The organism is Pantoea sp. Fr+CA_20 (assembly GCF_024520835.1).
Classification (GTDB): Bacteria; Pseudomonadota; Gammaproteobacteria; order Enterobacterales; family Enterobacteriaceae; genus Pantoea; species Pantoea allii.
In genome coordinates, this window is sequence record NZ_JALNPN010000006.1 from 164,031 (window position 1) to 185,907 (window position 21,877).

The 21,877-nt window shown below is 51.0% G+C and carries 16 protein-coding genes; 6 read left to right on the top strand and 10 right to left on the bottom strand.

The annotated features are described in order from the left end of the window. Window positions 1-28: 28 nt before the first annotated feature. The 4 genes from proP to NR177_RS10540 form a co-directional block, all read right to left on the bottom strand. A complete protein-coding gene (gene proP, locus NR177_RS10525) occupies window positions 29-1,504 on the bottom strand; it encodes a glycine betaine/L-proline transporter ProP (protein ID WP_109717738.1) in 1,476 nt (491 codons plus the stop codon). A 373-nt stretch (window positions 1,505-1,877) separates the two neighbouring features. Beyond that, entirely contained in the window at window positions 1,878-3,080 is a 1,203-nt protein-coding gene (locus tag NR177_RS10530) for an MFS transporter (protein ID WP_145394316.1), read from the bottom strand. Between the two features lie 211 nt (window positions 3,081-3,291). Further along, window positions 3,292-4,134 carry a CDP-diacylglycerol diphosphatase gene (locus NR177_RS10535; RefSeq protein WP_256852863.1) on the bottom strand — a complete coding sequence of 281 codons (843 nt, stop codon included), beginning with the start codon at window positions 4,132-4,134 and terminating at the stop codon, window positions 3,292-3,294. Window positions 4,135-4,414: 280 nt separating this feature from the next. Then, window positions 4,415-5,317 carry a LysR family transcriptional regulator gene (locus tag NR177_RS10540; protein WP_256852864.1) on the bottom strand — a complete coding sequence of 301 codons (903 nt, stop codon included), beginning with the start codon at window positions 5,315-5,317 and terminating at the stop codon, window positions 4,415-4,417. Between the two features lie 99 nt (window positions 5,318-5,416). Here NR177_RS10540 and NR177_RS10545 point away from each other — a divergent pair, with 99 nt between their 5' ends. Next, window positions 5,417-6,484, top strand: a complete 1,068-nt coding sequence (locus tag NR177_RS10545) for an SDR family oxidoreductase (protein WP_256852865.1) — start codon at window positions 5,417-5,419, stop codon at window positions 6,482-6,484. Between the two features lie 91 nt (window positions 6,485-6,575). Further along, window positions 6,576-7,232 carry an SDR family oxidoreductase gene (locus NR177_RS10550; protein WP_172896970.1) on the top strand — a complete coding sequence of 219 codons (657 nt, stop codon included), beginning with the start codon at window positions 6,576-6,578 and terminating at the stop codon, window positions 7,230-7,232. Between the two features lie 50 nt (window positions 7,233-7,282). Here the strand turns inward: NR177_RS10550 and fumA are convergent, their stop codons facing one another. Then, window positions 7,283-8,929 (bottom strand): class I fumarate hydratase FumA, encoded by a 1,647-nt coding sequence (fumA, locus tag NR177_RS10555; RefSeq protein ID WP_256852866.1) that lies wholly within the window; start codon window positions 8,927-8,929, stop codon window positions 7,283-7,285. 156 nt (window positions 8,930-9,085) lie between these two features. Then, the gene (locus NR177_RS10560) at window positions 9,086-10,594 is read right to left on the bottom strand and encodes a DASS family sodium-coupled anion symporter (protein ID WP_063877044.1); all 1,509 of its coding nucleotides are present in this window, start codon (window positions 10,592-10,594) and stop codon (window positions 9,086-9,088) included. 587 nt (window positions 10,595-11,181) lie between these two features. On the opposite strand from NR177_RS10560, the gene NR177_RS10565 reads away from it, so the two are divergent. Next, window positions 11,182-13,959 (top strand): flavocytochrome c, encoded by a 2,778-nt coding sequence (locus NR177_RS10565; RefSeq protein ID WP_256852867.1) that lies wholly within the window; start codon window positions 11,182-11,184, stop codon window positions 13,957-13,959. A gap of 66 nt (window positions 13,960-14,025) precedes the next feature. After that, the gene (locus tag NR177_RS10570) at window positions 14,026-14,994 is read left to right on the top strand and encodes an FAD:protein FMN transferase (RefSeq protein WP_256852868.1); all 969 of its coding nucleotides are present in this window, start codon (window positions 14,026-14,028) and stop codon (window positions 14,992-14,994) included. On the opposite strand, the gene dcuR is transcribed toward NR177_RS10570, so the two are convergent. Together dcuR and NR177_RS10580 are read right to left on the bottom strand one after the other, a co-directional pair. Next, on the bottom strand, window positions 14,988-15,707 hold the full coding sequence (dcuR, locus tag NR177_RS10575; protein ID WP_063877047.1) for a two-component system response regulator DcuR: 720 nt from the start codon (window positions 15,705-15,707) through the stop codon (window positions 14,988-14,990). The genes NR177_RS10570 and dcuR overlap by 7 nt on opposite strands. Next, entirely contained in the window at window positions 15,704-17,344 is a 1,641-nt protein-coding gene (locus NR177_RS10580; protein ID WP_109717745.1) for a sensor histidine kinase, read from the bottom strand. Before NR177_RS10580 ends, dcuR begins: the two co-directional genes overlap by 4 nt. Window positions 17,345-17,603: 259 nt before the next feature. Between NR177_RS10580 and NR177_RS10585 the strand changes: the two genes are divergently transcribed. Together NR177_RS10585 and mqo are read left to right on the top strand one after the other, a co-directional pair. After that, entirely contained in the window at window positions 17,604-18,548 is a 945-nt protein-coding gene (locus NR177_RS10585; protein WP_218995543.1) for an Rpn family recombination-promoting nuclease/putative transposase, read from the top strand. 382 nt (window positions 18,549-18,930) lie between these two features. Further along, complete coding sequence (gene mqo, locus NR177_RS10590; protein ID WP_096011544.1) at window positions 18,931-20,586, top strand: malate dehydrogenase (quinone); 1,656 nt, start codon at window positions 18,931-18,933, stop codon at window positions 20,584-20,586. A gap of 80 nt (window positions 20,587-20,666) precedes the next feature. Here mqo and NR177_RS10595 read toward each other — a convergent pair whose 3' ends face one another. Beyond that, window positions 20,667-20,954: a VF530 family DNA-binding protein gene (locus NR177_RS10595; protein ID WP_109717747.1), complete on the bottom strand. Its 288-nt coding sequence runs from the start codon at window positions 20,952-20,954 to the stop codon at window positions 20,667-20,669. 121 nt (window positions 20,955-21,075) lie between these two features. Beyond that, window positions 21,076-21,546, bottom strand: coding sequence for a DUF1203 domain-containing protein (locus NR177_RS10600; protein WP_109717748.1), 471 nt, complete (start codon window positions 21,544-21,546; stop codon window positions 21,076-21,078). Window positions 21,547-21,877 lie beyond the last annotated feature (331 nt).

The following is a 21,877-nucleotide window of genomic DNA, read 5'->3' on the forward strand; positions in this document are numbered from 1 at the left end:
ACAGGGTGTTTTTATCGAGATCGACAGCTTATTTCGCGTCAGCTGACGCTGTCTGACTGGGATCAGGCTTTTTATCCAGTTTACTGATCAGGCTATGGGCTTCGGCTTCACTTGCCACGGCGGGAGAAGAGCCACTTAATGGTTTACGGGCCGTTTCCCGAACTGTCAGAATCGTCAGCAACCCAATAACGCCGGCGACCATCATGTAATAAGCGGGCATCATGGTGTTCTGCGTCGTATCAACCAGCCATGCGGTCAGTAAAGGTGTGGTACCACCAAACAGCGAGACCGAAAGATTAAAGCCAATCGCCAGAGCACTGTAACGAATATCAGTGGTAAAGAGCGCAGGGAGCGTTGAAGGCATGGTGCCACTAAAGCAGGTATGTAATATGCCCAATATCAGCAGCCCGGCAAAAACGGCCCACATGTTATGTGTACCGATCAACATAAAGCTAGGAATCGCGAGCAGGATCAGTCCTACCGCACCAAAACCAATCACAGGACGACGACCAATGCGATCGGTCCAGCGGCCCCACATGAGCGTCAGCGGCATCATGACAAACATCACCACCATTACCAGCAGCAGTCCGCTGAGTTCGGGTAAACCCAGTACGCCAGTAAGGTAGCTGGGCATGTATGAGGTCAGCATATAGTTTGAAACGTTAAACAAGAGGACCAGCCCAATACACTTCATCATTGGCACGCGGTGCTTGCTTAACATCTTGAGGAGCGTCAGACGGGGTTTACTTTGCTCCAGCTCCTCCTGTTTTTGCATGTGTTGCTTGAAGGCCGGTGTTTCTTCGAGCTTCAGACGGACATACAGGCCGAACAAACCCAGTGGTGCGGCGATAAAGAAGGGCACGCGCCAGCCCCATGACATCATGGCTTCAGGCGAGATAACGGTCGTCATAACCGTCACCAGGCAGGCACCCAGCAGATAACCGCCTAAGGTCCCGAACTCCAGGAAGCTGCCCATGAAACCACGGCGTTTATCAGTTGAATATTCAGCGATAAAGGTTGCTGCACCGCCATATTCTCCCCCTGTAGAAAATCCCTGAACAAGTCTTGCAACCAGCAGAAGAATTGGCGCCATGATACCGATTGAGGCATAGGACGGGATGATGCCGATACAGAACGTGCCTATCGACATCATTATCATGGTTATCGCCAGCACTTTCTGACGCCCGATGCGGTCGCCCAGGGGACCGAATACCATACCGCCCAGCGGTCGCACCAAAAAGGCTGCGGCAAAGGTACCAAACGTAGCGATTAACTGGATGGCCGTATTGGCATCGGGGAAGAAAACTTTGCCGATGATGACAGCCAGATAGCTGTAAACACCGAAGTCAAACCACTCCATGGCATTGCCTAATGCGGCTGCACCGACAGCACGTTTCAACATTCCGTTATCAATAACGGTGATGTCATCGAACGTGAGCTTTTTTGGTTTTTTATTCCAGAAATGTTTTTTAGGCCTGGGTGACGATGAACGATTAGTATCCATATTTTCCTCATACTACTTAAATGAAGACGACCTATAGCTTTCGCAGCCAGTGAGCGAGGTTAACGGAAAAAAAGGAAGTGAAAGCTATAAGAGGCCAGTTACATTAATGATAGAGCGTTCTTAACCGCAGCGAGAAAACATAGTACATGAATGTAATTTTTTGCAAGTAATCAGCAAAAAAGACTGTCTTATAAAAGAGATAGCCATACATTATTTTTTACTTTTGTTTACATATTGAGATGTTTTGGGCGATGTAAATGCCTTTTTATGCACATCAATGCTGTCACAGAAGCACGGTGAGTCGCGGATAACGTCCTGGGTAGGGTAGGGGTTCATCGGTCTGCCAGCAAAGGTGCTGGCAGACCGATTTGATTTACGCCGGTTTTGCAGCCGGTGTTCGTCCGCTGCTCCACCACAGCAGTAACGCCACCAGGGCGATGCAACCTAATGCGCTAAAGGCAATGCTGTAGGAATAGCGCGCCACGATCAGTCCGGTCATCGCCGGGCTCATTGATGCGCCAACGCCTTGCATCAGCATCACCACGCTCTGACCGGCATTAACGTGCCCGCTTCCACGCAGCAGCGACACAATATAACCCGGGACGGCAACGCCGAGGATGCCGGCCGCGATACCATCGAGGATTTGCACGGGGATCACAAATAACGTTTCCGGAAATTCTGCCGCAATAAGCGCACGAAGCGGCATCATTAACAGGGCGGTCATAATTAAATGGCGATAGCCAATTTTATCCACGCGTCGTGAGACATAAATCGCTACCGGGATCATGACCAGTTGGGAAATCACCACGGTCGCCGCAGCATATAAGCCGGGGTCAACCGCATGTGGTCCGGTAGAGGAGGCAACGCGCATACTCAGCATGGGCAGCAGGGCGGCGTTGGCCAGATGAAACAGCAGTAAAGTCAGGCCGGTAATCAACAGTGCCGGTTTACGTGCCAGTATCCACAGGCTCAGAGTAGGCTTGTGCGACTGATTATCTTCTAATCCGCGCGCCACCTCATGATTGATATCCTGCCCCCGGATCGCCATCGTCGCGATAGCTGCAAAGACGGCCATGATCATCATTAAAATAAATACCGCCCCCAGCCCCCATTTCCAGGCTGCAAATCCTGCCAGGACAGCCGCCAGCGTGTTTCCTGCATGGTTGTAGGCCTCATTGCGGCCCATCTGGTGGTTAAATCCCTTTTGTCCGGTCAAACCCAGCGTTATCCCTGCTACGGTTGGGCCAATAAAGGCGGCAGCAATACCAGCAACGATTTGTGAAATGATCGCTGTCCAGGACTGATCGCTGTACCAGAGCAATAAAGTGGCAACGGTAATCACGATGCATCCGACCAGTATGACAAGTCGTTTATACCGCGTCGCATCCGCCACCACGCCAGCGGGTAAGGTTGACAGAAGTCCGGCGATGCCGCCCGACGTCATCACCAGGCCTATTTCATCCGGGCTCCAGTGGCGCTCTGTCAAAAAAATGCCTAAAAAGGGCCCCAGACCGTCTCTGACGTCGGCCAGAAAAAAACTCATCAGACACAGTGCCTGAAGTGACCGTTGTGACATGTGATTTTCCCTGTAGCAATAGTAAGGGTTGAGTGACCAACACATTTCAATAAGTAACCTGGTGAATCATGGCAGCAAAAACACGAAGTAACATAACGTTAAAGTTACAAAATGAAAAAATTCACTTTTTATGCAATTTGATCTAACGACTTCCAGGATAAGTGCTGAGCGCCTGCGGCAGGATTGTGCTTAATGAGGATTTACGCCGTCGTTAAGATGAAAGCCCGGTTAAGGTGTGGGGAAAATCGTCAGTGCGACCCGATGATGGACTGACGCTGACCGCGGGCGGCAAAACAAGACCGCGCAGAATACGGCATTCCTTGTCCAGCAAAGACTCAACTGATGCTCTGTTGCCCTTATCCCAGCCGCGCCGGGTTGCCAGCAGGATAAAGCCTTTTTCACCCCAGAAGGTCGTTGGCACCAAGGCGATACCATATTCCGCCAGCATAGGAGGCGACAGGCGAAAGTGGCTGGCAACAGAGGCAATGGGGTAAATGCCCATGGCTGTGGGTTGCAGCACACGACGGGCGTAGTAGGTATGAGTGAGCAGCTTATCGGGCAGGGGATGCCACGCATCCTGAATATAGGGACGCTCGGCCTTCAACTGCCTGTAAACATCTTCTCGCAGGCAGGTGAGGTGGATGTGCAATTGATTCTGGCTGCGGCCCCAGGCTGAATTGATCGCCATCCCGAGCCTGTCTTCGGGCACCGGCCTGCCGTAAACCGACGTTAACTGATAACGCATCAGCCAGGCGTAGCCAAAATAGTCTGGTCGGTTACGCACCGACAGCAACGGGCTTTCAATACCGGACATCGGAATCGTGGGAACCAGAATGAAATGATAGGGATAGCGTGGGTCTTGAATCAGGGTGAAACCCTGCTGTTTTCCTTTTGGAATATAAACTTGCTGGCAAGGGGAGGGATGGCCGGTGTACTGATAGTTCACCATGCAAAGGTTGTCCGTCACCGCCCACAACGCATCTGAGCGAGCGCATCCCGCCAGCGTGAGCGCCATTCCAGCCAGTATCATCAGGCGACAGAGCAGCGTCAGCATAAACTCAACCGTTCACAGCCAGGAATAACCTGTGGGGATCGGAAAAGCGTTCACTGCCTCTGCTACCTGTACCGCTCAATCCTTCCCATGCCATATCGCGTTTGTCCTTTCGTCTGAGCGGTCTGCTATCCCGTAAGTTAGCGCCACTCGGTAATGAACACCACTGGAAACGCCAGAAAAGACTGAAAAATGATGAGATAACGTGTTTTTTCCATTTCTGAAAGGGCCGGCATAAACCCGCCTGGCAATGTGGCAACGGAGACATCGTGTGCTGACAGGATCAACGAATGGTCAACTGGGTTAATGCCGTTAATAACACATCCACTTTGGGCAGGAGCTGTTTACGTCGTGGCCAAATGACACTCAGCGGCAGACCATCAGGTTGCAGTTCCGGTAATACGATTTCCAGTTCACCGCGGGCGACGGCGCTCTCCACCAGCCACGATGGCATTTGCGCGACGCCCAACCCGGCAATAACTGCCTGAAGTTGTGCATCCACATCAGCCAGTGCCATGCGAAAGGGCACGTCGCGCCAGTAGGTATGCCCGTCTTTGCCGGTAAACAACCACGGCTTTGGCGTATTATCGGCACGTTCATACAGAATCGCCCGATGCTGCATCAGCGCCTGTTCGCTTTGCGGCCGCCCTTCGCGCGCCAGCCAGTCAGGCGAAGCACAAAACACCATTCGTTCACGTCCTATGTGACGACAACCCATTGAGGCAGGCAAATCGTCTGATCCCCCAATTCTGACCGCAACATCAATCCCTTCATCAAACAGATCGGTGAAGCGATCCGAAAAACGCATTCTCAACTCAAGTTCAGGATGTTGCTGACAAAACGGAATCAGCAACGGCATCACATTCAGTCGACCATAAGTATGAGGTACCGCAAGCCGCAGACGTCCAGAAGGAATAATACGTTGCGCTGCCAGTACGGCTTCCGCTTCAGCCAGCTCTTCCATAATACGTAAGCAGGTCTGGTAATAGGCGCTGCCCGCATCGGTCAGTTGCAGTTTACGGGTTGTGCGTTCAAGCAGGCGCGATCCCAGACGCGTCTCCAGCCGGCTGACGCTTTTGCTTACGGCTGAGCCGGTAACATGTAAACGCGCAGCGGCAGCGGTAAAACTTCCGCTTTCTACGCTGGCCACAAAAGGGACAATGTCCTTCAAACGTTGATCGTGCATGATTGATGAACTCAGGTTGATAATGGTGTGAATTATTACCCGAAATGGGAATGAAATTCTCTATTACCCTTAGCATTACGTAAAACGAGGAGAATTAACATGCAAAAACAGGCTTTGATTGTCGGCATTAGTGGCGTGATCGGTCGGGCGTTAGCTGAAAGACTACACAATGAGGGCTGGCAGGTCAGCGGACTGTCGCGCGGCCGCGGCGCAGTGCCCGAAGGCTGCAGCAGCTTAACGGCCGATCTCACCGATCCTGAAGCCGTACGGGCGGCACTAAAAGCGATCAAACCCGATGCGGTTTTCTTCAGCGTGTGGGCACGACAGGATACGGAAAAAGAGAATATTCGTGTTAATGGCGGCATGATTCGCAACGTTATCGAAGCACTCGGCGAACGATTGCAGGGTGCCCATGTGGCGCTGGTGACGGGCCTTAAGCACTATCTGGGGCCATTTGAAGCTTACGGGAAAGGAGCCGTTCCGGTAACACCTTTCCGTGAAGAACAAGGCCGTCAGCCGGTAGACAATTTCTATTATGCGCAAGAAGACGAAGTCTTTGCTGGCGCAGACAAGTATGGCTATCGCTGGAGCGTACATCGTCCGCACACCATCATTGGTTATGCGCTGGGGAATGCCATGAACATGGGGCAAACCCTCGCCGTCTATGCGACGTTGTGTAAAGAGAAAGGCTGGCCATTTATCTTCCCTGGCTCGCCTGAGCAGTGGAATGGCGTGGTTGACATGACCGACGCTGGCCTTCTGGCGGAGCAACTCGCGTGGGCCGGGACCAGCCCGGCTGCCGCTAATCAGGATTTTAACGCGGTGAACGGTGACGTTTTCCGCTGGAACTGGATGTGGCCAAAACTGGCTGAGTATTTTGGTGTAGAGGCCGCAGATTATCCGGCGAAGATGATGCCGCTTGACGGGCGCATGCAGGAGGCCGCCAGTGTATGGCAGGAACTTGCCCAGCGCGAGAACCTGCGTGAGAAAGATATTACCCGACTGGCTTCCTGGTGGCACACCGATGCCGATCTGGGCCGCCCAATGGAAGCCTTTACTGACATGAGCAAAAGTCGCAAAGCGGGCTTCACCGGCTACCGGAGTACTCTGGACGCGTTTATTCAGCTTTTCGATAAGCTGAAGCAAGAGAAAATCATTCCGTCATAACGCCTTACAGAGCGCCTTATCCGGCGCTCATTTATCGTTGTGCTTATGTCTATACTGATTGTCTGACTGATGTGAGATAAGGAGCAGAATGATGACGACATGTTTTATTATTGGCGCAGCTGGCAAAGTCGGCTCTCATCTGACGAAGCAGCTCAGTGCTAAGCAACATGCGGTTTCTGCACTGCATCGCAAACCCGAGCAGGCCGAAGCACTTAAGTTAGCGGGTGCTGTTCCTGTGGCTGGCGACATTCAGCAACTGACTGTGGACCAACTGGCGCAAAAAATGGCACATCATGAAGTGGTGATTTTTAGCGCGGGCGCGGGTGGCGCGGGCATTGAACTGACTAATGCCATTGATGGTGAGGGCCTGGCTCTCGCCGTCGACGCAGCAGAAAAAGCCCATGTGAAGCGCTTTATGCTGGTTTCGGCCTTCCCGGATGCCGGTCGTGGTGAAAAAACCTCCGAGGGATTCGAGAACTATATGCGCGTGAAGCGACTTGCCGATGTGCGTTTAGTTGAAAGCGCGCTTGACTGGGTTATTCTTCGGCCCGGTACGTTAACCGATGTTGCGGGCACGGGCAGGGTACGTGCAGATTTAGCTATCCCTTACGGGTCGGTCCCGCGCGAGGACGTAGCCGCCACGCTGGTGGCGCTGGTCGAAACACCGCAAATTTCACACAAAATTATCGAGCTGACCGAAGGTGATGAAAGGATAAGCGACGCAATGCATCGCCTGCAGCGCGATTAAAAAAAACGGCCCCGTAACAGGGGCCGTTTCGTATTGCTGACTGCGTAAGTTTATTTCACACAGCGCGAGCAGTGTTCACGTTCAATATGCTGGAAGAAGTCATTTCCTTTGTCATCAACCAGAATGAAGGCCGGGAAATTCTCTACCTCAATTTTCCAGATGGCTTCCATTCCCAGCTCTGCATACTCCACGCACTCCAGACTCTTGATGCTCTGTTGCGCCAGAACGGCAGCGGGTCCACCAATACTGCCAAGATAGAAACCGCCATGTTTATGACAGGCATCGGTGACCTGCTGGCTACGGTTGCCTTTTGCCAGCATGACTTTGCTGCCGCCATTGGCCTGCAGAAGGTCGACATAGGAATCCATACGGCCTGCGGTGGTTGGGCCCAGTGAACCCGACGCATAGCCTTCCGGTGTTTTTGCCGGGCCAGCATAATAGACCGGGTGATCTTTAATGTACTGCGGCAGCCCTTCACCGTTATCAATACGTTCTTTTAATTTGGCATGTGCAATGTCGCGGGCAACAATAATGGTGCCGGTCAGAGACAAACGCGTTGAAACCGGATATTCCGAAAGCTGAGCAAGGATTTCATTCATTGGACGGTTCAGGTCGATATGAACCACTTCGCCTTCACCCTGTTTGCGCAATGCTTCAGGGATAAAGCGTCCCGGATTGGCTTCCAGTTTTTCAATCCAGATACCGTCGCGGTTGATTTTTGCTTTGATATTGCGGTCGGCGGAACATGAAACACCCATGCCAATGGGGCAGGATGCGCCGTGGCGAGGCAAGCGGACTACGCGGATGTCATGCGCAAAATATTTGCCGCCAAACTGTGCTCCCAGCCCAAGCTGCTGCGCCGCTTCCAGTAACTCCTGCTCAAGCTGAACATCACGGAACGCCTGACCATGCTCGTTACCTTCTGTTGGCAAGCCATCGTAGTAATGGGTCGAGGCCAGCTTTACGGTTTTCAGCGTACTTTCGGCAGAGGTTCCACCTATCACAAAGGCGATATGGTAAGGAGGACAAGCCGCCGTACCCAGCGTGCGCATTTTATCAACCAGGTAATTTTTCAACTTGCCCGGGCTGAGCAGCGCTTTGGTTTCCTGATACAAATACGTTTTGTTCGCGGAACCGCCGCCTTTGGCAATACAAAGGAATTTGTATTCATCACCGTCCACGCTGTACAGGTCAATCTGCGCCGGAAGGTTGGTGCCGGTATTCACTTCTTTGTACATATCCAGCGCGGCGTTTTGCGAGTAACGCAGGTTATCTTCGATATAGGTATTGTAGATACCTTGTGACAGCGCCGCCTCATCACCCCCGCCAGTCCAGACTCGCTGGCCTTTTTTCCCCATAATGATGGCCGTGCCCGTGTCCTGACAGGTGGGCAATACACCTTTAGCCGCAATCTCTGAATTGCGTAAAAACTGCAGCGCAACGTACTTATCGTTATCGCTGGCTTCAGGATCGGCCAGAATTGACGCAACCTGCTGCTGGTGGGCGGGGCGCAACATAAAAGAGGCATCATGAAACGCCTGTTGTGCCAACAGAGTCAACGCCTGTGGGTCGACTTTTAAGATGGACTGGCCGTCAAACTCAGCAACGGAAACATAATCAGGGCTGAGCAGATAGTATTCGGTGTCCTCGTGGGTAAGAGGAAAGGGGTTCTGATAAAAAAAAGGTTTGTTCGACATAGTATCTCACTTAATGACGTGCTGGCTCCATTAAGGCAGGCTGACAGGAGCAACATCAAAGGCGAATGAGTTGTTTATTATGCTTGCCAGCCTTTAACACAGGCTGGCAAGTGTTGGCATGTTATCTTATGACGCGTCGAATTGCATTTGGCACCATCAGAACATCCACACCATCCAGGGATAGGCGATTAGCATCATAGCAATCAGGAAGATAGCGCCAAAGATGGTACCCAACCGCCAGTAATCTTTTGTCGGTAAGTAGCCGCTGCCGTAATAAATGGGGCTTGGGCCAGTACCGTAAGGTGTGATGATGCCCATGACACCCAGCGAAGTACACAGCATCAGGCAGAACACCGGCATATTGATACCTGGAATTGAGGCCGCAATGGTCAACATGGCAGGCAGCAACGCGGTAGTGTGCGCGGTGGTACTGGCAAACAGATAGTGCAAGAGGAAGAAGGCAATCAGCAGTACCACAGCGGATATTTGTGGGTCGTACCCTTGCAGCAACATTCCCCCTTCTTTGCCCAGCCAGGCGATAAAGCCTACACGGGCTAAACCATCAGCCAGGGCAACCAGCGTGGCAAACCAGGCAAAGGTGTTCCAGGCGGCTTTATTGCTGGTGATGTCATTCCAGTTGAGAACGCCGGTCCACAGCATCAGGATAATGACCAGCAGGGCTGCCATCGCTGGTTCGATCCAGGCGGTGGCAAAAATCCACATCAGCAGCGCACAGACCACAAACACCAGTAACAGAATTTCATTGCGGGTCAGCTTACCCAGTTTTTCCAGCTCAGCGATGGCCCAGCGAGGCACTTCATCATTCACTTTCACTTCAGGCGGGTAGAACCAGTACGCCAGCAGCGGCATCGTCAGAATCAGCAGCAGACCCAGTGGCAGAAAGGCAAGGAACCACATTCCCCATGAAATATCAAAACCAATAACGCTTTTGACTAACGCAAGGGCGAGCAGGTTGGGAGCCAGAGCAGACAGAAACATAGAGCTGGTGATACAGGCGGCAGTGATGGCAACCCACATCAGATAAGATCCAATTTTACGCGCACTGGGATCATTGGGTTTTGAACCATACAGCGGTGGCAGGTTAGCTATGATGGGATAAATGGTGCCGCCACTGCGCGCCGTATTAGACGGGGTGAAAGGGGCCAACAGTAAGTCAGCGAAGGTAATGGCATAGCCCAGGGTTAAACTCCGGCGGCCCAGGTATTTCACCAGAATCAGTGCCAGACGCCGACCAAACTGGGTTTTGTCATAGCCGGCGGCAAACATAAATGCGCCGAAAATCAGCCACACCGTTGAGTTACCAAAGCCACTCACCGCCCATTTGAATGACTCGGTGGCCAGCTTAAATTTGGGATTGGCCAGCTCTGCCGGGCTAAAAAGCAGAAACTGACTGAACAGGGCAATGACGACCACCCCGGTCAGGCCAATTACTGCGCCGGGTAACGGTTCAAAAATCAGCCCGACGATAACGCCAACGAAGATAGCAAAGAAGTGCCATGCATAAGGCTCAAGACCTGATGGCACGGGAACAAGTAATAAAAGCACGGCTACCACAATCGGTAGAATTAACATCAGCGCTTTATTTTTGCCCGCAGCTGCAGGGGCTGCTTTTGGGGGCTCTTTGACGTTTGAGAGTGTTTTCATAGTATTTTTCTACGTGTTAAGGATAATTCGATCTGCGTCCCGGCTATTCATCAATACTTGCCTTTTTATTCTTGTTTATGCGAATAAACCGTGATGCTTTATATTTTTTAAGCGTTTCCACGAGTGCGATGCAGAAACTTTAAGAGGTCATGTCGATATGATGCGATTTATTCCAAATAAAATATTGATCCAGATCAAGTAAGTTAAATTATATTTTTAATTTTTTAACAATCATATTTTTTATAACGTATAAATAGATTAAATATATTAATTAATAAAGTTTTTTGGCGGTTTTTTGAATGATGGTCAACAAAAATACCTTTTTAATCTGTTGTTTTTATTGGTTATTTTTTAATTTTATGCTTTCAATTGATTTTAGTTAACTATTGGTTAACAATAAATATACATTACGATTTCGTTTTTCGCAAATAGCCAGTCAGAAATATTTAAAAGTTAAATAATTAAAATTATAGCTTATGAAACTAAAATAATTGGTATATTAGTGTCATGACATCGGACCACTTAATTATTAATAAAATAGCGTCCGCAAAAAATTCCCAGCTTTTGAAATTTTGGAGTTAATCGCAATGAATACACTCACCCCCATTCTCAATCCCATTACTTTGCCGCGGGGCGCGGTTTTAAAAAATCGCCTGATAATGGCACCGATGACAACCTGTACGGGATTTTATGACGGAACCGTCACCAGTGAACTGGTTGAATATTATCGTGCCCGTGCTGGCAGTATCGGAACGGTCATTGTTGAATGCTGCTTTATCGATCCGCACGGCCCCGCGTTTCCAGGTGCCATTGCCATCGACAGTGATAACAAAATACCGGGTTTAAAGAGAATCGCTGACGCCATCAAGCAAGAAGGATCGACAGCGATTTTACAGATCTATCATGGTGGTCGCATGGTTGAGCCTGAGCTAATAGGCGGTAAAACGCCTGTTGCTCCAAGCGCGATTGCCGCACCGCGGGAAGGCGCAACGACACCACGTGCATTAACGGCTGAGGAAGTCGAAACCATGATCACCAAGTTTGGTGATGCCGTTAACCGCGCCATCAAAGCCGGTTTTGATGGTGTGGAAATCCATGGTGCAAATACCTATCTGATTCAGCAGTTTTACTCCCCCAATTCAAACCAACGCGAGGATAAGTGGGGCGGCAGCCGCGATAACCGTGCCCGGTTTCCCTTAGAAGTCCTGGAAATCACCCATAAAATGGCCGCGCGATTTGCGCATAACGGATTTATTATCGGCTATCGCTTTTCCCCTGAAGAAATTGAAGTTCCGGGTATCCGCTTTGAGGATACCCTGTACTTACTGGAAAAGCTGGCGGCACGCGGGCTGGATTATGTTCACTTTTCCGTTGGACAGCTCATGCGCCCGTCAATCGTAGATACCCGCGATCCGACGCCGCTTATTGAAAAGTTCGTCGCCATGCGCTCCGCAACCCTGGCAAAAGTGCCGGTGATTGGTGTTGGCGGCGTGATAAACAAAGAAGATGCAGAGAAAGCGCTGGAAAAAGGCTACGACCTGGTTGCGATCGGGAAAGCCTGTATCGCTTATCCAGACTGGACAGACCGCATCATCAATAATGAGCACCTCGAACTCTATATCGACAGTAACAAACGTGAAGCGTTACTGATCCCTGAGCCGCTGTGGCGCTTCTCGCTGGTTGACGCGATGATTCGTGACATGAGCGAAACCGGACGTAAATACAAAGCCGGGGTTTATCAGGAGAAAGTGGAGGCCGAGGCGCTGAAGCTGAAAATCAACGTCACGCTGGATACTGACCGTATTACGGATATTTCTCTGGTGCCGGACGATACGCTCGACGTCGACTTCACCACCACGTTTGAAAGCCTGCGTAATCGTATTTTGGTGGCTAACAGCCCGCACGTGGATGCTATCACCGGTGCCACAACGCAGAGTGAGGCGCTGAAAAAAGCGGTTTCACGTGCGATGACCACATCCAACAAAGCCCATGTGATTGAGGAGGGCGGCAATCCGAACGCGCCGCAGCAGTATGATGTCGTGGTCGTGGGAAGTGGTGGTGCCGGGCTGGCTGCGGCTATTCAGGCTCATGATGAAGGCGCCAAAGTGGTTGTCATTGAAAAAATGCCCACTATCGGCGGCAACACCATTAAAGCGTCTGTCGGAATGAATGCGGCTGAAACGCGCTTTCAGAAACTAAAAGGGATTGAAGACAGTAAAGAACTGTTTTATGAAGAAACCCTCAAGGGGGGCAAATTTAAAAATAACCCAACCCTGTTGCGCGAATTTGTGGATTTGGCGCCCGAGGCAATTGACTGGCTGGCTGATCACGGTATTGAACTGAATGACATTACCATCACCGGTGGCATGAGTATTGACCGTACACACCGTCCTGCCGACCGCTCAGCGGTAGGGGGCTTCCTGATCAGTGGGCTGGTGAAAAATATCAATAACCGCAACATCGATGTGTTGCTGGAAACTGCCGTAGAGGAAATCCTGTTTGAAAATGGGGCGGTCAGCGGTGTGAAAGTGGTGGACGAATACAACGACAGCCGCATCCTCAATGCGAAAAGTGTCATCGTAGCAACGGGCGGTTTCAGCGCTAACCGGGAAATGGTGGTCAAATACCGTCCTGAGCTGGATGGCTTTGTTACCACTAACCATAAAGGTGCCACCGGCGCGGGCATCGCAATGTTGCAAAAAATCGGCGCAGATACCGTGGACATGGGTGAAATTCAGATTCACCCAACGGTTGAACAGACAACGTCCTATCTGGTTTCCGAGTCCATTCGTGGCGGTGGGGCCATTCTGGTCAGCCAGGCGGGACAGCGTTTCTGTAATGAAATGGAAACCCGCGATAAAGTCTCGGCACAGATTATTGCGCTGCCAGAGAAAAGCGCCTGGATTGTGTTTGACGAGCAGGTCCGTATGAATAACAAAGCGGCTGATGAGTATATTGCCAAAGGTTTTGTCATCAGTGCTCCCACCGTCGGTGAACTGGCAGTGAAACTGAATATGGATCATCAGACGCTGAAAGACACATTGCAACGCTACAACGGGTTTGTTGTGCAACAGAAAGACGTCGATTTTGACCGACAGACGGCGCTGCGCCATCCGTTGAATGAAGGGCCTTTCCATGCCATTCGTATCGCCCCTGGCGTTCACCATACGATGGGCGGTGTCACCATCGATACCACCACGGCGGTGCTTGACAGTGAAAAACAGGCCATCAACGGTGCCTGGGCGTGCGGTGAAGTCGTCGGCGGTATTCACGGTGCAAACCGTATCGGCGGTAACGCCGTTGCGGATATCATCATCTTCGGTATTCTGGCCGGCGCAAACGCAGCGGCTTTTGCCAAACGTTAAGCCGTGACATCCGGCATCTGCCAGCACGCAGATGCCGGTTTTATTTCATTCAGGGCCGTGTCGCTTATGCAAACCGATTCGCAAGTTTATGCTTATTCTGCCGTCCTGATGGGATCGCCCATTCTGCTTAAGCTGTTTGATCATGACGAAAAGCTTGCCGCTCAGGCTTTCAGGTTAATCAAACAGTATGAGAATCTGCTGACGGTTAACCGGGCGCACTCCGAAGTGATGGCTGTTAACCATGCTGCAGGTCTGCATCCTGTGAGCGTCAGTCAACCCGTCTTTGATTTGATTCAGCGCGCGTTAACGGTCAGCCTGTTGCCAGGTAGCAGTTTTAATCTGGCGATCGGTCCGCTGGTAAAATGTTGGAAGATTGGCTTTCAGGGCGACAGCGTTCCTGCCCGGAAGACCTTGCTGGCGACGTTGCCCTTAACCGATCCGGAGAACGTTGAGCTTGATGCTGACAGTCGTGCAGTCTTTCTGAAAAAGGCGGGGATGGAGATTGATTTAGGCGCGATCGCCAAAGGCTACATCGCCGATCGTGTGCAGGCATTTTTGCAGCAGCATGGCGTGGACAGTGCCCTGATTAACCTTGGCGGCAACGTGCAGACGTTGGGCGCACCACGCGATGCGCCGCAGCAAGGATGGGCTATCGGTCTGAAAACTCCATTTGCAGCGCAGGATGCGCTGATTGGCGTCATTCATGTGGTCAACAAATCAGTAGTGACGTCCGGCATCTATGAGCGGTACTTCGAACGGGACGGCGTCTGTTACCACCATATTCTTGACCGGCATACCGGCTATCCGCTGGATAATGAACTGCTTAGCGTGACCATTATTTCGGACCAGTCAATCGATGGTGATATTTTCACCACGCTGATTTATGGCATGGGCGTTGAAAAGGGCATCGACTATCTGAAAACCTTTCCTGACATTGAAGCCATCTTCGTGACGCGCGACAAGCAGGTCATTTGTTCGTCACAACACCACTTCAGCTTCACCTTACTGGATAATAGCTATCAGCTTCATCACTGACAGTACTGGCGTAAAAGCGCGTGGTACTCAGGTTGCAGACGATAGCGATAAACCGGTCGACCCGTTACACCATAATGGATGCTGGTAAATAAAATATTGCTCTGAGCCAGCCAAATCAAATACTTACGACAGGATACGCGCGATATATTCACCTCGGTTGCCAGCTCATCGGTCGAGAACTCTGTACCGGGATGCGCATCAATCCATAAACAGAGGGTGCGCAGTGTCTGCGGCGTCAGCCCTTTTGGCAGACGTTTTGTCTCGTTGGCATTGGCCTGATTACCGTGCAACAGCTGATCGACATCGGCTTGCTGATAAAACTGATGATTATCCATCAATCGTTTTTTCTGGCGCCAGCCGGTCAGGGCTTCTTCGAAGCGCGAAAACTGAAACGGTTTAATCAGATAATCGACGACACCATAATTCAGAGACGTTTTGATCGTCGCCGCATCGGCAGCAGAAGAGATGATAATGACGTCAATCGGGCGACCTGCACTACGCAGCTCGGGTAACAGGTCCAGTCCGTTTTCCTGCTGCATATAAATATCCAGCAAAATAAGATCAACGGCCGGATCTGTCTTTAACAGTCGCTCTTTGGCTTGCAGTAAGGTGGACGCAGTGCCACAGCAGGTAAAACCGTCAATCTGCCCGATATAGCATCGGTTCAGCTCGGCCACCATGGCATCATCGTCTACAACTAACACATTGATCATTCGTTAATATTTCCTCTTTCCCACGGAAGCTGAACCAGGAACTGGGTGTACACGCCCGGCTCGGATTCAACGCTGACGTTACCGCCCAGGCTTTCCGTTTGTTGCTTGAGTAAAAACAGTCCAACGCCACGATCTTCACCTTTGGTAGAGACGCCGCGTTCGAAAATAGCGGCTATCTGATCGGCAGGAATCCCAGGGCCGTCGTCGCTGACCTCACATGACAGCCAGCCGTTTTGATAATGCAGCATGACATGGATTTCCCCTTCCACTTCCGGATCAAGCGCTTCAAGCGCGTTTTCAATCAGATTCCCCAGCACCGTGATTAATGCGGCGACTTGCTGCTCACTGCCGTTGTCGGGCAGATAGCTGGCTTCGCTCAGGATCAACTGATGGCCTTCATCGGTCACGCGGTTAATTTTGCTCAGCAGGAAGCCCGCAATGACAGGCGACTTAATCTTCTGCAGCAGCGAGCCAATCTCTGTCTGATAGTTATTGGCCGTTTTAAGAATGTACTCTTCCATCTGCGCATAGTTTTTCATATGCAGCAGCCCAAGGATCACATGGAGTTTGTTCATGAACTCATGGGAGCGTTCCCGCAGTGCATCGACATAGTTTACCATGCCATCAAGACGCTGCATCAGCTGACTGATTTCTGTTTTATCCCTGAAGGTACTTACCGCGCCGATAATGCTGTCGCGGCTCCGCACCGGCACGGTGTTACTGATCAGTATTTTGCCCCGTACGTTCAGTTCTTCGTCATACGAGGCCTTGCCATCATGTAATGCTTCGCGCAGGTGGGTCAGCATTTGTGCGTTTTCCGGCACGCGGTCGCCGCTCAGAAAGGCTTCGCGGGTGGTTTCTTTTAACAGCTGCTGAGCGGCCTGGTTGATAAGGCTGACGCGGGATTGATCATCAACGGCAATCACGCCCTCTTTGATGGAATCGAGAATAGCCTGACGCTGTTCAAACAAGCTGGAGATCTCATAAGGTTCTAATCCCAGTAAGATGCGCTTCAGGCGTTTCACTAAGATTAAAATGCCGAGCATGCCAACCAGGCCACCAAACAGTACCGTCCAGAGGATATTCCAGCGGCTTTTGGCGATCTGCGCCGCGACATCGTTAACAGAAATCCCTATCGCCACCACACCAATTTGCTGATGCGCCTGATTAAAAACAGGCGTGAAGACTCTGAGTGCTTCAACCAGTACGCCATGATTGACCGCGACATTTTCCCTGCCACGCAGCGCCGGATTGATATCGTCCCCGACGAAGTGCTGATTAACCACTTCAGGGTTCGGGTGAGAAAAACGAATGCCGCGCATATCGGTTACCACGACGAACAGCAAATCGTTACGTTTACGCGTTGCCTGCGCAATGGGCTGGATGATAGCGCTGCCGTCAGGCCGGGTCAGCGCCTGCTGAATCTCAGGGCTGTCAGCCAGGGTCCGTGCCACCGCCAACGCTTTATCTTTCACATGCGAGCGTGTGAAATTATCGATTTGAATGTAGTAAAGCAGATGGACGCTGAGTAATACGGTCATCAGCACGGCTGCCATCATCAGTGACGATAAGGTGCTGAGCTTCATCGGGCGCTTTTTTGACGAACGGTGTGGCCGGGATACATTCATAGTGAGCATCAGAAGTGTTAAGGGTCGCGGTGCAACATACGCGAAGTCGTGGCACCAGTACAGTTTGAGCCTGACATCCGGCAAATTAAGCCGGTTAGCGTGCTTTCGACCGCGTATGTCTGGCATGATAACGAGCAACGCTTGTGGCTCCTACTGACAGCATGGCAGGTAAATCAGCGTGTGCTGTGCAAAATGTCTGTATGAATCGACAAATTCGGTTTTTCGCGCGTTCCCTTTACACCAGGATGCGATTTCAGAGTCAGGAAAGATGAAGAAAAAAAACACGACGCCCACGCCTCACGATGCGACCTTCCGACAGTTTCTTACACAGCCAGAGATTGCGCGGGATTTTATGGAATTGCACCTGCCTGCGGAATTACGGGCGGTTTGCGACCTTAGCACGTTAAAACTCGAATCAGGATCATTCGTTGAAGATGACCTACGCCAATATTTCAGTGACGTGTTGTACAGTCTGAAAACCACCCATGGCGACGATGGCTACGTTCATGTGTTGATCGAACATCAGTCCTCACCTGATAAGCACATGGCATTCAGATTGCTGCGTTACGCTGTGGCCGCGATGCAGCGCCACCTTGAAGCCGGCCATAAAACATTACCGCTGGTGATTCCGGTCTTGTTCTATACCGGTAAACGTAGCCCGTATCCTTATTCCACGCGCTGGCTGGATGAGTTTACCGATCCTGCGCTGGCCAGCAGGCTATACGGCGAGGCTTTCCCGCTGGTGGATGTCACCATTATTCCTGACGAGGAGATTGCTGAGCACCGCAGTATGGCGGCACTAACCCTGCTGCAGAAGCATATTCACCAGCGTGATTTAGCCGAGTTGGTGGATAAGCTGGTCCCAGTATTGCTGGCGGGCTATCTTTCTTCATCACAGGTCATATCGCTGATACACTACATTGTGCAGGCGGGCGAAACCGCCGATGCTGAAGCGTTGGTAAGAGAACTGGCACATCGCGTGCCGCAACACGGAGATGCACTGATGACCATTGCACAACAGCTTGAACAAAAAGGGATTGAAAAAGGCATGGAAAAAGGCATCCAGCTGGGTCGCGAAGAAGGCCGCTGTGAAGGGGAACGCGAAGCGACACTGAAAATTGCCCGCACAATGCTGCAAAGCGGCCTTGATCGTGAGACGGTAATGAAAATGACCGGGCTGAACGAAGACGACCTCGCGCTGATCCGTCACTAAGCGGTGCCCGTAGCGGCAGGCTATTGCCAGACAATGTAAATAGCCATTCGGCGTTTATTCGCGAACAGTTGTAAAAGCCCTTCAGGCTCCGCTACGCTTGCCCACCAGGCTAATAGTGACGCAGAGTAAGGCCGGATCTGCTCTTATCATTGTTTTTTAGCCTCACACAGAATATTTGTGTTAAGGCATTGAATATTGCGAAACGCCCGTTTATTGTGTGGTTAAAATATATCGATAACAAAGTTAACCTTTTGTAACTAAATTAACTGCACCATCCTGCCTTTTAATTTTTTAACTATTTTCATATTAACTACGCAATAACAATATTTTAAAATTTCGGGACTTTTTTTAACCAGTTCTCCACAAAAATCGTAGATCCCGAATGATTAAATCAACTAAATTTGTACCTGCATTGTCGCTTGCAGCGTTACTCGTTTCTTCAGTTACCCACGCTGAAAATTCACCAGAAAAAACAGATGTCCTGCTGATCGGCGGCGGTATCATGAGCGCCTCTCTGGGCACCCTGCTGGAAGAGCTGCAGCCTGGCTGGAAACAGATCATGGTTGAGAAGCTTGATGGTGTTGCGCTGGAATCCTCTAATGGCTGGAATAATGCCGGCACCGGCCACTCTGCCAATATGGAGCTGAACTACACGCCCGAGCGTGCAGACGGTTCTATCGACGTGACCAAAGCACTGGAAATCAATGAAGCATTCATGATTTCTCGCCAGTTCTGGAGTTCTCAGGTTAAAGATGGCGTGTTAAATAACCCGCGCTCGTTCATTAACTCAACGCCGCATATGAGCTTCGTCTGGGGTGATAATGTTGATTACCTGACCAAACGCTATGCTGCGCTGCAGAAAACCGTGCTGTTCCAGGGAATGAAATTCTCAACCGATCACAAGCAGATTGAACAGTGGGCACCGCTGGTCATGGAAGGGCGCGATCCACAACAAAAAGTGGCAGCAACCTGGACGCCAGTGGGAACCGATGTTAACTACGGTGAAATTACCCGTCAGTTAATTGGCAGCCTGAAGAAGAACGATAATTTCCGTCTGGAAACCTCTTCAGAAGTGACCGATTTCAAACGTAACGGTGATAATTCCTGGCACGTTACCATCAAAGACGCCAAAAACGGCGGCGAACGTACTGTCGACGCGAAATATGTGTTTATTGGTGCAGGTGGTGGTGCGCTTAAACTGCTGCAAAAAACCGGTATTCCGGAAGCCGACAACTATGCAGGTTTCCCGGTCGGGGGCTCTTTCCTGGTCACAGAGAACACTGCCATTGCCGATCGCCATTTAGCGAAAGTCTATGGTCAGGCGTCGGTAGGCGCACCACCGATGTCGGTTCCGCATCTGGATACCCGCTATCTTGATGGTAAACGTGTAGTGTTGTTTGGACCTTTTGCAACGTTCTCAACCAAGTTCCTGAAAAATGGTTCGCTGTTTGATTTACTGAGCACTACGACCACCAGCAACGTTATGCCGATGACGCACGTGGGCATGGATAACTTCGACCTGGTGAAATACCTGATCGGTCAGGTTATGCTGAGCGATGATGACCGTTTCGCCGCGCTGAAAGAGTACTATCCTGACGCGAAGAAAGAAGACTGGAAACTGATTCAGGCCGGTCAGCGCGTACAGATCATCAAGAAAGATGCGGAGAAAGGCGGCGTGCTGAAACTGGGTACGGAAATCGTGACCGATCAGCAGAAAACCGTTGCCGCCTTGTTGGGCGCATCGCCTGGCGCGTCGACCGCCGCGCCCATCGCGATCAATGTGATGCAGAAACTGTTCCCTGAACAATTCAAGTCAGCAGAATGGCAGGAAAAAATCCGTAAAATCGTTCCTGCCTATGGTCAGAAACTTAACGACAATCCTGCGCTCACGCAGCAGGTTTGGGATGAAACAGCAGCAACGCTGCAGCTGACCAAGCCACCGGTTATTCAGATGGGAAATCAGCCAACTGAAGCACCTGCCGCCAAAAGCGAAAAAGCACCTGCTCCAGCCTCGGCTAAGCACGATATGGCGCTGTAATGCTGTAATTGAGAAAAAACGAAGCCCGCGTCATTGATGACGCGGGCTTTTTTTACGTCTAAACAATGCGGTAAAAATTATCAGGTTTTATCGCCGCGCCAGTTAGCCCAGGGATCATCAGCGGCTGGGGGCGCAGAATCCGGCTCAGATTCACTCAATGAAGCCAGATAGAGCGCTTCCACTTCGGCACGCGCCCAGGGCGTTCGGCGCAAAAACTTCAGGCTGGACTTTACGCTGGGATCGCTTTTAAAACAGTTAATATTGATACGCTTGCTCAGTTCAGGCCAGCCATACTGTTCGACCAGGCTGTTGACCTGCATTTCAAGCGTAATGCCATGCAGGGGATCTTTAGAGGCGTGAACGTTCATCGTCTTTCCGCTTAATGCTGTCAAACCTTGATCCTGCGGGATGGCGTTGCATGGCGCAAGTGTTTACTGAACATAAACCCTGCTTGCCCTGAAGATCTGCTGCACGGATGCGGTAAAGAGGTTACGTAATGCGTTCAACCAGACAGGAATAACATCCCTGTTTTGCATTGTGCACCTGGATATAACAGACCGCCGGGTTGGCAAAAAAACGCATTATCATCTCGTCTGCGGCGCTTCCTTCACAGACGTCTGCTTGCGTCAGATAATCATGCCCATCAAAACCCCGTAACGAAAGCAGCCGGTGCGTCATGACCGCAGGTATTTCATCTGTGTAAATTCCCTGCTGGGTCCAGTTTTCCCAAAGATAGATCGCATGAGAACCAAAATAGGGCGTTTGTGCCGGCTGATAGAGATGATTAATCAGCAGCGCGGTTTCGCCTGCCGGGATATCGCGTAGGGAAATTCTGTCGGGATAGCCAGGATGACTATCGACCTTTTTTCTTATCACCCCATGTTGTTTTAAATAGCCTTCATCCTGTCCATAAAGATGGATAAAGGGATCGGCTTTCAGGCCTGAGATTCGGTATTTCATTTCATCCTCCGTTCATTAACAGACGGACAGTATCCTCTGTTGGTCGGAAGTACTCGCTGTTTTCGGCCACTGAGATCGCTGCGTGAAGCCGTTGGCGGATGGCGTTTTTCGCAGTGCTATAACATGCTTCCTGCGTTAACAGAACTGTTTCAGGTGCGTTTCAGAGATGATTAACGTCAGCGATGGGCAGCATTGATCTGGCGCGTTTTTCCCGGTGGCAGGGCCTGGAAAGGAATACGCAACATCGGCATCTTGCCGGCTCTTCGCTTTAAAAAAGACCGAGGGGAAGACGGTTTACCCTGCAGGACGTCAACAAGGGCTGCAATGAAGG

Excerpts from the sequence above, each read along its gene's own strand:
- proP (WP_109717738.1), bottom strand. The coding sequence starts at position 1,504 with ATGGATACTAATCGTTCATCGTCACCCAGGCCTAAAAAACATTTCTGG.
- NR177_RS10595 (WP_109717747.1), bottom strand. The coding sequence starts at position 20,954 with ATGAACGTTCACGCCTCTAAAGATCCCCTGCATGGCATTACGCTTGAA.
- NR177_RS10560 (WP_063877044.1), bottom strand. The coding sequence starts at position 10,594 with ATGAAAACACTCTCAAACGTCAAAGAGCCCCCAAAAGCAGCCCCTGCA.
- dcuR (WP_063877047.1), bottom strand. The coding sequence starts at position 15,707 with ATGATCAATGTGTTAGTTGTAGACGATGATGCCATGGTGGCCGAGCTG.
- NR177_RS10565 (WP_256852867.1), top strand. The coding sequence starts at position 11,182 with ATGAATACACTCACCCCCATTCTCAATCCCATTACTTTGCCGCGGGGC.
- NR177_RS10535 (WP_256852863.1), bottom strand. The coding sequence starts at position 4,134 with ATGCTGACGCTGCTCTGTCGCCTGATGATACTGGCTGGAATGGCGCTC.
- NR177_RS10530 (WP_145394316.1), bottom strand. The coding sequence starts at position 3,080 with ATGTCACAACGGTCACTTCAGGCACTGTGTCTGATGAGTTTTTTTCTG.
- fumA (WP_256852866.1), bottom strand. The coding sequence starts at position 8,929 with ATGTCGAACAAACCTTTTTTTTATCAGAACCCCTTTCCTCTTACCCAC.
- NR177_RS10540 (WP_256852864.1), bottom strand. The coding sequence starts at position 5,317 with ATGCACGATCAACGTTTGAAGGACATTGTCCCTTTTGTGGCCAGCGTA.
- NR177_RS10600 (WP_109717748.1), bottom strand. The coding sequence starts at position 21,546 with ATGAAATACCGAATCTCAGGCCTGAAAGCCGATCCCTTTATCCATCTT.
- NR177_RS10570 (WP_256852868.1), top strand. The coding sequence starts at position 14,026 with ATGCAAACCGATTCGCAAGTTTATGCTTATTCTGCCGTCCTGATGGGA.
- NR177_RS10550 (WP_172896970.1), top strand. The coding sequence starts at position 6,576 with ATGACGACATGTTTTATTATTGGCGCAGCTGGCAAAGTCGGCTCTCAT.
- mqo (WP_096011544.1), top strand. The coding sequence starts at position 18,931 with ATGATTAAATCAACTAAATTTGTACCTGCATTGTCGCTTGCAGCGTTA.
- NR177_RS10585 (WP_218995543.1), top strand. The coding sequence starts at position 17,604 with ATGAAGAAAAAAAACACGACGCCCACGCCTCACGATGCGACCTTCCGA.
- NR177_RS10545 (WP_256852865.1), top strand. The coding sequence starts at position 5,417 with ATGCAAAAACAGGCTTTGATTGTCGGCATTAGTGGCGTGATCGGTCGG.
- NR177_RS10580 (WP_109717745.1), bottom strand. The coding sequence starts at position 17,344 with ATGCTCACTATGAATGTATCCCGGCCACACCGTTCGTCAAAAAAGCGC.